This window comes from Virgibacillus sp. GM2-2, assembly GCF_055329585.1.
Genome location: NZ_JBUZWC010000011.1, coordinates 33,774 through 49,944, shown reverse-complemented (window position 1 = coordinate 49,944; position 16,171 = coordinate 33,774). Strand labels below are relative to the sequence as shown.

Here is a 16,171-nt window from a genome sequence, read left to right as displayed (position 1 = left end):
ACACTACACCTTCTTTGATTCATTTTTCCTTGTCTTTGTACTTGGCCTCAACCGTTTAATTGCAATCAGTAAAGTGATCAATGTAAGTGTGAAATAAACAAGCGTGAACCCAATCCAAAGTGGCCAGTCAATTCCAAGCTGCTGAAATTGATAAGCAAACATTTGCATATCAAACGAAGCAACCATCGCAGCCGCCGGATTAAACATCAACACAAGGTACGGCAAAATATTCGTTTGGGTTCCGCCTCCCATTTGTCCCTGAGATGCTCCAAAAATTAATTGCATCAGAATTAAAAACAAAATAAACGTTCCAACTACTAACAGTAGCATAAATCCATAGGTGGTAATGGTAGATACCATTGTTTTCTTAATAAGCGTCGAGAACATGATTCCAATACTACCTATTGCCAGCATCGTTAATAATTGGTAACCAAACATTATAAGTACCATTTGTGGAGAAACCCCACCATACAGGAATACTATACTGTAAAATGGCAGTGATGCTACTAGCATTAACATTAGAAATAGAAGTGATGAAAAAAGCTTGCTTAAAATAATCGATGTTGATGATTGCTGGGTTGTCAACATAATATTCAAGGTTTGCTTTTCCCGCTCTCCACTAATCGACCCAGCTGTTAGTCCTGGGGTAATAAAGACGATTAAACCAAGCTGTCCCATCGAAAGTAGCATAAATAAATTTTTGCTATCTGAAGCGGTAAAACTATCATAGGAATAGTTTGTTTCCACATAGATAAATGCCAGACAAACCGCGCCACAAACTGCCAGGAAAAGAAAAATACCCAAAAAGTTTTTGAACGATCTAAATCTTAGTTTTACTTCCTTATTTAACACTGGGTTAATAAATAATGACTGTAGCTTGCTCATTTACTCACCCCCCTTGGTAATTTCCATAAAGATATCTTCCAAATTCGTTTGCTTTTGCGAAAGTGTGAGGATTGCTATCCCACTGCCCACGGCTTGTTTTAATAATGATACCTGTTCCTCATCGTTTCCCAGATAAGACAACTGCAGAAGTCGCATATTCTGTTCATCACGTCCAATTTCAAGGACATTCGGGTCATCCTCAAAAAATGAGATAGCCTGCTCCACGCCATCCTTTACCGTGACCAATAGAATTTTTTGTGCCTGCAACTGCTTTTCAATTTGGCTGACGTTTCCATGTGCAATCAATTGACCATTTTCAATAACCCCCAACTCATCACAGAGCTCTGACAACTCTGGAAGAATGTGAGACGAAATAATGATTGTCTTATCCATAATCTTCAATTCTCTTAATATACCCCGCATCTCAACCCTCGCACGCGGATCAAGACCTGAAGCAGGTTCATCCAATATTAATACTTCCGGGTCATGAATTAATGCCCTCGCCAGACAAAGACGCTGCTTCATCCCTCTTGATAACAGGTCAACATACGAATCGGTTTTGTCCGTCAAATTGACAAGTTCCAATAATTGGGGAATGATCACTTTTCTCTCTTCACTTGGAATACGATAGCTTGCACCGTAAAAATCCAGATATTCGTGTACCTTAAACTGATCATAAACACCAAAGAAATCAGGCACATATCCGATATGTCGTCGAACCTGCTTCGGATTTTTGGTAACATCGTAACCATTAATGTATGCCTTGCCAGAACTAGGAGCTAAAAGCGTTGCCAAAATAGAAAACGTCGTTGATTTCCCTGCACCATTTGGACCGACAAACCCGAAAACGGTTCCTTTTTCGATAGTCAATGTTAGATTGTCAAGTGCTGTAAATGTGCCGTATCGTTTTGTTAAATTCTGTATCTCAATCATGGGTTTATCACTCCTTCTACAGTAACAGCCGGAACTTCTACTGGACCATCGGCAGCTGAACTTACCCTAATTACGATTGCATGGTCATGGAGATATTTCTCGTTAACCTTTTTGTTAAATGTAGCCAATTTTTGATCAATCGTATCGTAAGCATCACTTTGTGCGTTATATAGTGAAAAAGTGATGTCATTTCGTCGATTTTTAATACTGATGTTTAATTCCTTTAACGTAAATGAAAGGTCAATTAGTGTTTCCGGCAGTTTATACGTTAAAAGGTATGTTCCACCGCTCGCATCAAAGAATGGCTCACCCTGCACGATACCATTGTGAAAAATCTGCCCCGTCTTAGCAGATACCTCTGGCAGTTTAATTTTTGATGTGAGTGAACTTGTTTCATTTTCCGGTAATTGAATCGCAACTGGTTGAACAAACAGGTGCAGATTGTTCTGTGCAGCTTCTTCCCCGTTTACAGTTACCGGATACAGTGATTCATCTGTAAACCCAACTATCAGCGGTGTATTACGGTTACTATCCATATGATTTCTAATGGCATTGGATAGAAGAGCAGACTTTAATTGCTCATCATTCTGTCGTCCCATTTGTCCTGGTTGTCCAAATAATTGATAGGCAACTTGCTCAGTTGGTTGTTGGAAAAAGGATTTATTTTTCACATTAAAACGTACCTTTTTTGTTTCACCAGCAGCAAGCCCCTCGATTTTCCAATAATCGCTTCCGCTGATCAAGTATATTTCCTGAAAGGCATGGTCAAAATTATTGGTGATTTTTCCTGTCATTTTATCATTTGCAATTTTCAACTCTGGTGCAAATTGACCGTACTTCTTAACAGGATAATTTACTTCAACACTTCTAGGTGTCCAAAACTCAACGTTACGAAAAGAAACGGCTGCTTTTTTTCCTTTTGTTTCAACCATAGGTAACTCTGTATATGACTGTTGTTGTGGTAAATCGTAATATCGTTCGGCAGGAAATGGATCAAAAGCACTGTCTACGGATAACTTATACGATCCAGAACCTTTGGACAACAAAGCTATAGCTCCTTCTCCACTTCCCTGCCCCTGTTCATTAACGGAAATTATAGACGCCAGATTCGTTTTCACTGCGCCTCCACGGTCTTTTGCGCCAACTGCATACAAACCAACACTTGAAACAATCGCCAACACAGGAATGATAATCCATGCCCACTCCCGTTTATCCATTCGCTTTAAAACAAAGTAGAGCACAGGGAGTATTACTAGTAAGTATCCTGCAAATAACAAGGAAAGTGTTAAAAAGTTAAAATTCGCCAGGCTCGGAAATGTTCTGACAATGTTCCCTAAGTCCTCTCCTGGATATACATTCCTAACTTGTGGATTGCTATTACTATTAATGTCCCCCACTGCTTGCCATAGGGGATCATTGCCTTTCCAATCCGACAGTGACGGATGCCCTAAGTCAAACGTAAATTGGGTAATTGTCCCATTACCAATGTTCTTCTCAACCACTAAAGGAATAGAACCTTCTTGATACAAGACAGCAGCAGTCTTATCGACTTGACCTGTAAAAAGCTCAAGGTTATCGCCCTGAATTGGTTTTTTATAAAGCTTTTTAAAGCCCTGTATTTTTTGAACAGTTTCTTTCCCTGTAATTGTTACTGGCAACAATTCCGCAAGCTTACCGAATTGCTGCTTCAATCCTGGTTCACTGCCTACAACAAGTGACCCGCCATTTTGGACCCAATTTTTAATCGTTTCCTGCTTCTGTTCGGGTAGTTTAGCAACTGAATAATCATTGATAACAAGTAAATCAAGAACGTGTAGCCCCTCTGATTCTTCCGGAATATCGTCTTCCTTCATTGCGAGTACTTCAGGATTATTACCATAAAATGATGTAAGTTTTACATAATTCAAACTGTCTGGTCGATCTGAAAGGACACCAATCACCAATTTGTCAGATGTTATGTATGCAGGGGACAGTTTCAAGCTTGAATCGACAGGAACCTTTTTACCATCTTCCCAACTATCCTCGTATAAATGAAATTGCTCGGTATTTTGATTTGGTCCTAGTCCAAACCCGCCCATTTCCTCTATAGCAGGTACCGTGAAGGAAATGGTTTTGGTTGTCCCAGACGCAATGTCTAAGGGAATTACTTTGTTACCAAACGGCAATGTAACGACAAGATCTCCTGTGAAATCCTGTTTGCTGTTGGTAACCGTTAACGTGACAGGATAACTTTTAGACCTTTTCGCCTTACCATTTAAACCCGCGTCTACTTTTATTTCCAGTCTAACCTGTTCGTCGGCATGTGCTGTATATGTATAATCTATTCCTAAAAAAGTAAAAATCAGCACAAAAATTCCGATGATAGCTATTTGTCTTCTCATCATGTTCCCCCTAGTTACCATTTTCAAGTGGACAATTTATGTTTGTAAAAGATCAACAGAAAATCTGCTCATTGTAAAGGCATAGTTTTCTTATTTCTAAAGTGAAGGATTGCATAAGAATATGCATTTTCATTTATTGAGGTTACCTGTCTTATTACAAATCTATTAAAATTGTAACATAATCTGGAAGGGGAATTCGCAATTTTATAAAATTTGCCCAAAAAACAAAAAAATACTAAAAAGCTTTCGTAATCATAGGTTTACTATCAGTTTGAAAAAGCGAATTTATTATTTTCATATAACTTACATCTGAAATCTCCATCAATCCCCATTTTAAATAAGAGTACGCATTCTCGACTCCCATCACCAAAGAAGAAAACTCTGCTATATTCATTCTTAATTCAACATCAACTGGACCATCTTCTTTGATGTCTACAATTCTTCCTCCTTTAATGTTCAAAATAAAGGGCGAAGAGTTTATGGGAAAGAATTCATCTCTAATTTCAAGTTTAACTGAGATTGTAATACCAGGGTTAAAAAGGTGCTGTCTTTCTTTTAGTTCCTCAAAAAAATCAAGGCAATTAATAATTCGATACATGATCCCGGTTCCTACATTTGCAATGTGTTTATAGTCAGGGGAAGAAGTAAAATCAACCATTGTTGTTTCTCCGCTTTCTGGAGAGTTTACAAAATGTAGGATTTCGTCAAAATTAGAGTTAATGATTACTCGCTTTATTTGGTCTGATTGACTATTAAGGAAAGTTGAGAATTCTCTAATCACATCTGGAGACTCAAAGAAAAGTTCGTGAATATGTAAATCTTTTTCCTCGATACTATACACAAAATAACCCTTAACTTCTCCTTCGATTACATAACCAATTACCCTTCCAAACCAAAAAGGTCTATTCAATTCCCTTTCAAAAGGAAATCTTTTCGTCATACCGTGTGTTCGGGAATAAACCCTATTATAACAATCAAGAATTTGCCCTCTTTCCTCAACAGTTATCTCCTTCAATTTGCTCTTTTCTTTATAGTTAGGAAACTCATTTGGATTTAAGTAGAATTGATAATTCTTTGTCCCAATACCAAATCCCATTTTTTTATAGAAACTAACTTTAAATGGGTTTAACATAACCAGATTAACCTTTGCCTCTGAATTTAATTTTAAAAAATACTGTAATAATTGATAAGCGTTTTTTTCTTTTTTATGTAACATATCAACGGCTAACATCCCTACTCCACCAACACGAATGGGAGTTGACGAATAATTCATTTCAAAATCAAAAGTCCTCATACCTGCTAATAAATTGTCTTCTTTAAACACGCCATATAAACTTTCTTTTGTGGTTTCTTTGATATGGTTTTCAAGCCATTTATCAGCATTTAACCCCTCGAATGCGGAATTTGCTAGTTTACTAAATTTTTCATAGTTGTTACCAGTTATCTTTTTTATTTGTTTATCCATCGAATTCTCCTATAATTTTTTTCACCTATACTCGCTGCTAACTTAGGATAAAGTTTATTAACTTCCTTTACTTTAAGAACAATTAAGGCGATACCTCCTTTTTTGAAGTATCGCCTATTAGTAAATGCATTAATAAGACTAAATATCTTTTCACTTTTAATCACCTCTTCTTTATTTTCCAATTAATAAAGAGGTTATTCATTTATTATTTCAAACCACTGTTATTCCGCAAAATTATCCGTATATGGTGTGATTCACTAATAATAAATGTCGCCATGAAAATCACTTTGGAAATATTCTTCCCCCATTGGTCAGGTTCATGTTTGCCTAAAAATAGTTTCGAACTAATAGGACCATATTTATTAATGAATTAATGATGCTCTCAAGGTATTAACGTCATTTTCTAAATAAGCCTTTAAGCAGCTTAACATATATACCCAACCTTCTTTTTGGCCCATCATTTTAGCTACTACCTCAGGATCATCTTCTGATAAACCAGATTCATTAATTTCAATAATTGTACCAGTTTCATCCTCTTTTAGTGTAATTGTAACCACCGTTTCTCCCCATGAGAACACAATTTTCTTATTGTCAATGACATCTAGTACATTTATATCCCCTTCAGCATCGTACTCATTATATCTCAATGTAATCATCTTGCCCTTTTCCCATCTTTCAGAACTCGATGAGAACCAAAAATTCCCGATCTTCACAGGATCTACAATGGCCTCAAACACCTCATGGGCAGGTTTATTAATTTTAAATTTCGTCGTTACTTCCGTATTCATACTAAATCATCCTTTTTAGATTATTATCTGTCCTATCCTTACTTAAAATTCTTATTCTTATTCCGTTAAAGGGCCAAAATACGGAGGCTGAATTCATTTTTTGTTATTTTTATCCGAATTCACCACGAACAGTTCTGCTCACATCGATTACCTTTGTCACTTGGTTATATAAATCCTCAATCCGCTCATCGTTATCAACCTTCTCCAAAACCTTGCGATGATGAGCCTTACTATGGTACCGGTTAATCTCCATCATCAGGATCTCATTTTCATGGAGTTCAACTGCAGATACCATTCCTGCACAACCATATTCGGGCTGAATAGATGCAGCTGTAAATGTTTCGCTCTCAATCGCACCATATTCTTTGTAAATACGTTCAGCTGCTTGATTAATTTTTAAAAATTGTTCTTTGTTTTCTTCTAGTACTGGATAAAGATAAATTTCTAAATACATGATTACTCCTCCTTTAAATAAACGATTAACGTTATTGTCTGAGTAAAGTTTAGCACATATAATCCTCTTATCTACGAAAATGACATTTTATAACTTAATTGAGAAAAAGAAATACCACATCCTAGAGTTCTCAAAACTTCTTGGATGTGGTAATAATTTTTTTATACGCTCTTTAATGTAGCTTTAAAATAAAGTTTGAACAAAAATACCTTGTAAACCCATATTTTACGATAAATAAAAAGAATCCATTTTGAAAAAAGATTGATCAAAATGGATTCTTCTCCAGCAGTTTTAAATTAGGTTTTTATAAAAAAGTTTGATCATTTTCTACCTACGTTGTCCCACAATCGCGCCGATCGTATTGCAGAATATTTACCTTAATAACCACTCATGGGACTGATCCGATAAACTCTGAAGACTATTCATAAATAATCCTGCATGATAACCATCACAAACAGCATGATGAACTTGTAAAGACACTGGTAGAAATATACCATTCTTTTTTTTCACAAACTTACCCGCTGTAATAATTGGGAAAAGAAAATTACCTCCATTATTTATATTAAGGTTAAAAGCAGTAAACGAACTCCACGGGATCATCGATATAGGAAAAGTGTTATCAGGAACAGGAGATTTTGGGAATAAACCTCCCAAACCATTAAATTTATTTAAATCCTCTTCATAATCCTTATGGAATTGTTTAAAGTTGTCAGTTACTTCTGTCCAAATACTTGAGAAAGCTTCTGAACTTTCATCAAAGATAGTGTAACTTGGATTTAACTTTTCCCAGTAACCTAAACACCCCTGGTTATCAAAAGATTTTCTGAATGCAGTATTGCTATTCACGACGTTTGTTACCATGTAGATGAAGGTTGGATAAAACTTGAAATCGAATTTTTTTATATTTTTATATAAAATACTAATATCTATCTCAGACGTCATGCTGAACGTTGTTTGTTGATTCAAATAATGTTCGAAATATTCCTTTCGATGCCAATTCTCTAAGTTAATCCTGTTAAAACTCATTATTGTATGCCTCCTAAATTTTACTAATTTCTTATTTAGGAGGCTATTTTCTCTGCTTTCTTCATTGATTACACCCTCCCTCCAAAAACAGTTACTCTGGAAGATTTATAATGCTTCTATTTCAGAATTTAATTCTTTTAAGTTTTCTACAGCTTGATTTGTCTTATCGCTATCTGTTGAAAGAAGAGAAACAATTTCATCGATTCGTTTTTTGTAGTTTATAGGCTTTATCGAAAAACCTTGAATCATGGCTACAGCCTTCTTTTCATTGATACAGTACACCTCGTTCTTCGCAAAGAGAACTTGATTCAAGCAAGAAATACTTCGAAAACAATGTCCCATCACATATGAAATATCATCTTTATTAGCATTGGTTTCCATAAACATAAGGGAAAATGAAGCTTCAAAAGAAAAATACTGAATCATCGCTTCTTTAAATTTCTTGGAATAGGGCTCCATTTTCTTTTTAAAATTATTTAATGTGCCTTCAGGGTCAGATAATACTTTACAAATAGCTAATTCACCCATATACATAGCATTCAAATAACCATGAGGGTGTCCTGTTTGATAATGAATGGATACTAGACCTGACAGACAATCATCAATAACTTTACTGACTCGTTTGATATCACGAAAAATAAAATCTACATGGTAACCATGTACAACTAACCAGCCACCACCATTTATCCATTCGCCCCATTCACCTAAGTAAGTGATTAAATGATCTTTTTTTTCGTCATTTAGATTGAATGCTGATTTCTCTATATCATTGGTATTAAATCCTTTTGATTCATCATAGTAAATTCCAATATCTATATCAGAATTCGGACTATGAGTCCCTCTTGCCCTAGATCCACCTAACACGACTCCTACTACACCTGGCAGTCCATCTAGTTCTTCTTTTATGTCTTGAATTAAACTATCTACAGTTGCCATAATGTTTCACTCCAATCTTATTCAATAAAATGTTCCTTTGGGCGCTAATACTTATTCCTGATTAGCTCTCGTTTGATGATAATCGTGGTTTTTCCGAGAACTTGCTCAGATGCTATAAATGAGACTCTATAGAGTTCCTCATATAATTAACAAGCTCTATCACCTCGGAATCCACCTTTTCCCACTTATCAACATACTCTCCGCGATAAGCTTTTCTAGCTGCTTCAAGTAAATGTGCGTGTTCATTAGGTAAACGAGTTATAGCCCATTCTGCAGCTACATCCTTTGGGGAGATTTCACTAACAGCCACTGTCTGCCACATTCGAGCCAGAGTTAAAATTACATTACGTTCGTCTCCCTTAATCCCTTCAATTAATTCTGGTAAAGATTCCTTAATTGCCCTTCGAATATCTGTTATCGGAACGGGAGCAAGTATATCTGAAGCAGGGGGACCGAATAGAGAAACGCTATTTTTTCGCGCTTGTGCTAAGACAATAGCCAAATCAGGGTCATAGGATGACTCCTGAATTTGTCCTTTCTCAAAATCGTTCCTAAGCCATTCACCATAGATGAATTCATTTCTTGGAGGATACTGCCAAGGGATGACATCTTTATGATTTATAAATGTGACTTCAAGTGGTCGCACAGAATCCTTATTTCCTATCTTTCCAGATATAAGCATTAGTCTGTCTGTTAGATTTTTTCGGTTCACCTCAGATAAGCGATGATTCACTACCACTAGGACATCAACATCACTGTTAATGCGCAAGCCACCTTTTACTGCAGAGCCAAATAGATATACCCCGACTATCGAACTTCCAAGCAACTCCCCTACGATTTTTAATGCTTGCATCGCTTGTTTTGGTAATTTATCGTTACTCAAATTGCTCATCAACTACAAACTCCTCTCCTCTGATTTTGTTCGCATAATGTACGTTTATATTGGTTTCATTGGTATTCAATTAAATATCGATTACTGAATACAAGAAACATTTTTCACAGAACATTTTATCAAACTTAATATAATTGATCATACTTTGTTTCAAAACCTCATTTCCACTTTAGTTTCAATCCTTGTGTCAAATAAAAAGAACCGAAGGTCGGCTGATTTGGCTCAGATGATGAGCAGAGTTTCCCCTGCTCCTTTTAATATTAATTTCTCAACTTCAATTGTTTATCCTCTATGACATATACACTATCAGCTACACGATCAACAAATGTCCTATCATGTGATATAAGAAGGACTGTACCTTCGTATCCTTCCAAAAATTGCTCTAATGCTTCAATACAAAAAACATCTAGAAAGTTTGTTGGCTCATCCAAAACTAACACATTATATCTTCCTAAGAAGAGTTGACACAGTACTAAACGGATTGCCTCCCCACCACTTAAATTACGGACATTCTTTTTTAAGTCATTTCCTGTAAAACTCATGGCGTGAAGGACAGATCGTATCTTACTCTCATGATAATCGCTTCTATCTTTCATATAGTCTAATACCGTTTCATTTTTACGAAATTGATAACCCATTTGTTCATAAGATCCTATGACAGCCTTTGGCGAAATAGTAATTCCTTTCCCCCGTTGTAAAATATAATGAATCAACGTTGTTTTGCCCGAACCATTTTTTCCTGTAATCGCAATCGTATCACCTAATGGGAATTGAAAACTTGATTCTTCAATAAGCGTTTTATTCCCTGCCTTTAGCGTTAAACGATCTGCCATAATCGGAAACTTATTGTGTAATTGAAGCGCATTTGCCTGATGAAAACGAATCGATTGTTCCTCTTTTGGAGCCTCCACAGCCTCTAGTTGTTCCACTCTCTGCTCAACTGCTTTTGCCGCACGCTGTATGGCTTTTTGACTCGTGCCTTTTGACTTTGTCTCAAACATGCGATTTGCTTTTGTCTTCGATTCTTTTTTCGACAACGCAGATGATTTAGCTATTTTCTCAGCCTTTTTCATCTTTTCCTGGGCCGCTCTTTCGAGTCGGCTCTTTTCTTTCACGTATTGTTCATGCGCTTGGATTTGTTGCTCATGCGCCAACCCCTTCTGGGCCATATATTCACTGTAATTTCCAGAATATACGGTTACTTTTCCTTCATCTACTTCCCAAATTGTTGTAACGAGTTCGTCTAATATAGCACGGTCATGACTGATCAGCACTAGCGCACCATAGTAGTACATAAGTTCATCGAGTAGAAAAGTAATACCATCCTGATCCAGATGTGTCGTCGGTTCATCAATTAATAGGGATTCGTAGTAGTGTGTGAACAATTGTGCAAGCTTCAGCCTTGTCTGTTCACCACCACTTAGCCCATCAGCAGCGTCTGATACATGCAATTTCCCCAGTAACCGAGGATCAGCCTCACGGGTTTTTGGAGCCTCTACTTGTTCAAAATACCCGAAATCTACATGACGATTTACTTTTCCCCTTGATGGTTGAACGATACCTGCAAGTAACTTTAGTAAAGTACTTTTCCCTGCTCCATTTTTCCCAACGATACCGATTCGATCAAATTGATGGACTGCTAAACGTCCAATCTCTAATACCTTTTTATCTAAATAGGTCACTTCAACATTTTCTAATTCAAAACATATTTGTTCCATCTTAGCTACCTCCCGAAATATAGTGATTTCGTATCGATAGCTCACGATCGATACGCGCTTCTCAATCCAGCCCGCATCAAAAGAATAATAAAAATTGCATCGTATTTATCCTCCTATTTCGCCCTTATTGTTATAACTCCATTTATTATAATTAAGACACCAATTATAGAAAATAGTACGGCAACACTTGTTAATTCAATCAATACTCCAGCTACCGCATAGCCAATTGGTGTCGCTAATAACGAGAGACTTGTCACGAAACTAAAAACTCTCCCCAGTAAATGAGGCTCAATTTCTGTCTGGATAAAGGCATAGAATGGTGCTGAAAACAATGGTCCAGACAAACCGACTAAACCAGCCAGAACAATAAAAACATAGAAAAATGATGGTGAGAGTAAACCAGAAATAAATAATGCAACGCCCATCAACATCATTCCTGCTGCCATTGTTTTAACTTTATCAAATCGATCTCCCAGTACACCTAGTAGTGAACCTCCCATTATTAAACCAACAGCAAAAACAATCTCTACGATTCCAGCCTCGACAACACCCTTTTCAAAATAATTCCGTGTTATAAGTGGAAAGTAAGTGCCTAGCGGAATGTATAACACCGCAACAACCGTCATAACGAACGTTAGCTTTAACAAGACGGGATGCTTTACAAGTGCGTCATACCCCTCTTTCATTTCAACAAGAATGCTGGTAGGGTCTATTAATTCTGTTCTTTGTACCTTTGGGATGTAAATAAATAGTAAAATACTACTTGCAATAACCGCACCAAGAACATCTAACAATAACACCCACTCAATTGAGCTTGCAGCTAGTAATGACATCCCAACTGCCGGACCTGCAATATTGGATATGGAACTTACTGTCTGTCCCCAACCAGCAACCTTTGTAAGATGTTCTTCGGGTGCAAGCAGTGGAATAGATGCTTGCATTGCCGGCATATGAAATGCAGTTGCTAATGAACGAATAGCCAAAACAAGTATTACAAATGTGATGCTTGCCTCATAAAAATACAACGTTGTAAATAAGATTAAACTTCCAAGTGCGACGGTCATATCTGCCAGAATCATCATCAATTTTCGTGAATAACGGTCCGTAATTGTCCCTGCAAATGGACCTGCTAATGCTTGTGGTAAAAACCCAGCAAGACCTGCCAGCGTCAGTACCAGTGGCGAACCACCTGTTGTATCCGTCAGCCACCAAATAATACTAAATTGAACAGCTGCACTACTTAATAAAGAAAAGAACTGTCCTGTATATATTGCAAAAAATTTCTGTTTCCATTTTTTGCTTTTCATTTTAATCGATACCTCCTAATTTTTTACGTATCGATTTTTATCGATACGAGTTTGTTAGATGAACGAAACTCGTATCAATAATAAAGTAATGTCATCATATAAAAGCCTCCCAATCAATTTTAAGAACATAAAAAAACCACAGACTGTTTGCCTGTGATTTAGAGTAAAGGGGAAGAAAACCTATTCTCATTAGATTAAGTGAGAAGTCAAGATAGCCGTCATCAAAAATAAACCTTCCTTTTGCAAAGGAAAAAGAAGTATACATTAATGAAAAAAGAAAGGTAGAAAAATCCACCTTTCCTTACATTACATATTTTATACGAAATGAAAGATTATTAAAAAAAGACAGACTTATCCCGTTTACTCTGCACACACAAGCAGAGTCTTTGAACGTATTTAATTACTGGTTCAAAGTTGGGAAACGAAGTCTCATAGCATGTGTCATTTTTTAATAATCCTCCTTAAAACAATTTAAAATTTAGATATACACATAGTATTATAACCAGCTTGTTATTAAAAGTCAAAGATTTTATCAACCTTGTCAGACTGGGGCGAGTTCACTTATAAGAAATGTGAACACTAGAAGGGGATGATTTCGATGATTAAGATCATTAATCAAATGAAAGGTACTAATCCCCCATCAAAGTATTATTTCTAAGATTTGTGAATTTCTGGTCACATAATTTTTGGGGGCAATCAGCCTACCTGTTCATTATAGTATCATCGATTTGTTCTAATAACTCTATCATTTCTTTGACAACTGTTCTGTCAAATTCCTCCGTTCTTTCCTCTTCGTGTGTTCCCTTATTAAGGTAGTTCCATTCGAAAGGATGCTTGTTCTCCATTCCCAACAAAACGTTTAACGATGAAACTACATTCTCATATCCATCTATTTTATTCTTGGAAATAAACTTTCTTAGTGCTTGAGCAGTTGACATTAATTCCGGTGGCCTCCCAGGAGAACGCATTGGTACACTTAATTGAACGTTATATTTTTTGGCTAACTGTTTCCAAAGTTTATTGATTAAGCTTTCAAGTGACCTTCTCCCGTTCGCTAAGCTATCACGATGTTGACCTTCATCTAACCTTTGTTGAGCAAGAACTAAATAATTTCGTGGCAGATCTAATTTTACTGTAATTTTTTTGGGTTCATCAGTTTTAAGAAAGTCTATTCGTGTTACCTTCTCTGTATAATCCTTTTTAGGAATATTATTTTCTAACTGTTTTACAAATTCTTCTCCATGGGTAGTAATAATAAGTTGCTTATCCTTTATATAGTCATTCTCCAATATAGTTTCGATAATTCCTCGTCTGTGTTCATCGTCAATTGCGTTTACCACATCATCAAATATTACTACTGGCAAATTGTCCTGTACATTCTTAGCTAAGAGGATGGATAAACCCAAGCACCTTATATGCCCCTCACTCAAAACATGTAATGCATCTAAGTTTCCTCCATTTTTAAAGCGGATTTCTATCTTTTCGCTGGAATTAGAAGGAAGATTGACACCTTCCAAAAGATCATATGGATGGTCATATCTGTTGATTGCGTTATAGAACTCCATTGTTTTAGCATTCAAGTTAGATGCCAATACAGATGGTAACTGACGGTTATATTCTATTAAACGGGCTTTTAGTGAAACATATGCATCATGATATTGGCAATTACGTGCTACTAACAGCTTTTCCTTTTCAACCTGCTTAATTAATTCTTTGTTGTCCTGGGTAAATTCCTCCACAGCTTCAATTGCCTTCTTTTCACCTTCATTAATAGATTCTATTCTTGTCCGAATTCTTGATATCTCTTCTAGAACTTCGTCTAATCGTCTATTTTCTGCTTTTAGTTTTTGAATTTCATCCTCAGCTTCCGTGACTTTTTTGTTGTAAATAATCAGATGTTTTTTAAAATCATTAAAAACATCAAAATAATAGATAGTCGTTGCTATTGCATCACTTAAATTTTGTCCATCTTCCTTAGCATCCAATATCTGTTGATTTAAAGCGTCAATGGTATCTTTTTTTGGGAATTCTATTGATTCTACAATCGTTAAAATTTGCGTGAGTGTGGTTTCAAGAAACGTGAGTTCTTTAGGTACCTGCTTATCTATTTGAGTTACTCGTGTTTCAAGTTTTATAGCTATCTCAAATTCTTGTACTTTCTTAGAGGCATGGGAATAAGGGTTTAAAGGAACTGCAAGGTTCCCGTCTATATATAACTCTGATTCACACGCTGGACAAACATCTTGAAATTTATCTTTATTTTGTAAAATAGCGGTATACAGATCTTTTAAAGATATTTGGTCTTTATAATCCTGTAAAGATGCCATTGCCTCATTACGCTCTTTTATTAGTGAGTCTACACGTTGGGTACTTTCCATCAACTTTTCAATACCAGGGTCCGGTATATTTTTTAAATTCCCTAAACTCGCAATGTGTGCATTATTTTTTTGTATAAGTCCCTCTGCTTCTTCCGTTCCTGATAATTTTTCTTTTAATTCTTCTAAAGTATTAACATCAGTATACTTGCTAAGTAATTCATCTGTCTGTTGCTGTACCTCTTCTCTTTTTTGAGGCAGAGTTTCTAAATTTTGTTTATGTAATTCGATTTTCTTCTCTTCTTCAGAAAGTTTCTTTGCAAGCTTTCCTTCACAATCAAGATAATTATCAAACCGTTCATTAAAATTCGCAACAAAGGTATTAAAATCCTCTAATCCAAATAAAGCAGCAAGTCGTTGTTGCTGAGCCTGTGGTGTATTAGCGGAGACTCGGGCAAACCCTTCTATACGGTTTCTTTCTATAAAGCAAAATTCATTAACTTGGGGCATTGGTTTTACATCAATTTCACAATCCTCGGAATTTACTCCTTTTAAAACAGGTAGTTCTGAACGTCCTGTATATGCATTCTTAATATATGTATCAAGGCCAATTCGCTTTGCATCTGCCTCATGAATTGTCCCTAAAAGTGCATATTCGAGGGCTTCACAAAAACTCGATTTTCCACTTCCATTAGGACCATAAACAAAAGTATAGGGGTTCTTAAATTCAAAAATATGCTCATCAGAGAACCCCCTGAAGTTTTTTACAGTTAGTTTCGAAAGACGATTGATTTGATCTTCAGTTATTGCTTCAGATGTTTCATCTAATGAAAACTGCCCATCGACTGAATCACCATGCTCGGTTACTAAACTAGCGATAAGTTTACCTCTTCTTCCCCCAGCGCTACTAGATTTTTCAATAGAAGTAAAATTGTCTAAAATAATACTGGCCAATTTCATTTCGTAATTAGACAAATCCCCTGTGTATTTCTTTAGAAATTGTTTATACTCTCTTAATGCCTTGGACATTAATCTTCCCCCTTGTTTGAAAAAATATTTTCGACACTTTAA

General features: G+C 36.2%; 13 protein-coding genes. All 13 read right to left on the bottom strand.

Features of this window, described 5'->3' with window-relative positions; all coding sequences use genetic code 11:
• Positions 1-3: 3 nt before the first annotated feature.
• Positions 4-885, bottom strand: coding sequence for an ABC transporter permease (locus tag ACY9Z2_RS13215; protein WP_463610119.1), 882 nt, complete (start codon positions 883-885; stop codon positions 4-6).
• Entirely contained in the window at positions 886-1,818 is a 933-nt protein-coding gene (locus tag ACY9Z2_RS13210) for an ABC transporter ATP-binding protein (RefSeq protein WP_463610118.1), read from the bottom strand.
• Positions 1,815-4,199 carry a DUF8725 domain-containing protein gene (locus tag ACY9Z2_RS13205; protein ID WP_463610117.1) on the bottom strand — a complete coding sequence of 795 codons (2,385 nt, stop codon included), beginning with the start codon at positions 4,197-4,199 and terminating at the stop codon, positions 1,815-1,817. Before ACY9Z2_RS13205 ends, ACY9Z2_RS13210 begins: the two co-directional genes overlap by 4 nt.
• Positions 4,200-4,434: 235 nt before the next feature.
• Complete coding sequence (locus tag ACY9Z2_RS13200) at positions 4,435-5,664, bottom strand: GNAT family N-acetyltransferase (protein ID WP_463610116.1); 1,230 nt, start codon at positions 5,662-5,664, stop codon at positions 4,435-4,437.
• Between the two features lie 362 nt (positions 5,665-6,026).
• Positions 6,027-6,452 (bottom strand): SRPBCC family protein, encoded by a 426-nt coding sequence (locus ACY9Z2_RS13195; protein ID WP_463610115.1) that lies wholly within the window; start codon positions 6,450-6,452, stop codon positions 6,027-6,029.
• A 109-nt stretch (positions 6,453-6,561) separates the two neighbouring features.
• A complete protein-coding gene (locus ACY9Z2_RS13190) occupies positions 6,562-6,906 on the bottom strand; it encodes a DUF1428 family protein (RefSeq protein WP_463610114.1) in 345 nt (114 codons plus the stop codon).
• Between the two features lie 372 nt (positions 6,907-7,278).
• Positions 7,279-7,932 carry a type A chloramphenicol O-acetyltransferase gene (catA, locus tag ACY9Z2_RS13185; protein ID WP_463610113.1) on the bottom strand — a complete coding sequence of 218 codons (654 nt, stop codon included), beginning with the start codon at positions 7,930-7,932 and terminating at the stop codon, positions 7,279-7,281.
• 105 nt (positions 7,933-8,037) lie between these two features.
• Positions 8,038-8,868, bottom strand: coding sequence for a nucleotidyltransferase domain-containing protein (locus tag ACY9Z2_RS13180; protein ID WP_463610112.1), 831 nt, complete (start codon positions 8,866-8,868; stop codon positions 8,038-8,040).
• A 112-nt stretch (positions 8,869-8,980) separates the two neighbouring features.
• Entirely contained in the window at positions 8,981-9,760 is a 780-nt protein-coding gene (gene ant(9), locus ACY9Z2_RS13175) for an aminoglycoside nucleotidyltransferase ANT(9) (RefSeq protein WP_463610111.1), read from the bottom strand.
• A 260-nt stretch (positions 9,761-10,020) separates the two neighbouring features.
• The gene (locus tag ACY9Z2_RS13170) at positions 10,021-11,478 is read right to left on the bottom strand and encodes an Msr family ABC-F type ribosomal protection protein (protein ID WP_463610110.1); all 1,458 of its coding nucleotides are present in this window, start codon (positions 11,476-11,478) and stop codon (positions 10,021-10,023) included.
• A gap of 113 nt (positions 11,479-11,591) precedes the next feature.
• A complete protein-coding gene (locus ACY9Z2_RS13165; protein WP_463610109.1) occupies positions 11,592-12,785 on the bottom strand; it encodes an MFS transporter in 1,194 nt (397 codons plus the stop codon).
• 400 nt (positions 12,786-13,185) lie between these two features.
• Positions 13,186-13,230, bottom strand: a complete 45-nt coding sequence (locus ACY9Z2_RS13160; protein WP_142301762.1) for an erythromycin resistance leader peptide — start codon at positions 13,228-13,230, stop codon at positions 13,186-13,188.
• Between the two features lie 256 nt (positions 13,231-13,486).
• Entirely contained in the window at positions 13,487-16,129 is a 2,643-nt protein-coding gene (locus tag ACY9Z2_RS13155; RefSeq protein ID WP_463610108.1) for an AAA family ATPase, read from the bottom strand.
• Positions 16,130-16,171: the final 42 nt, after the last annotated feature.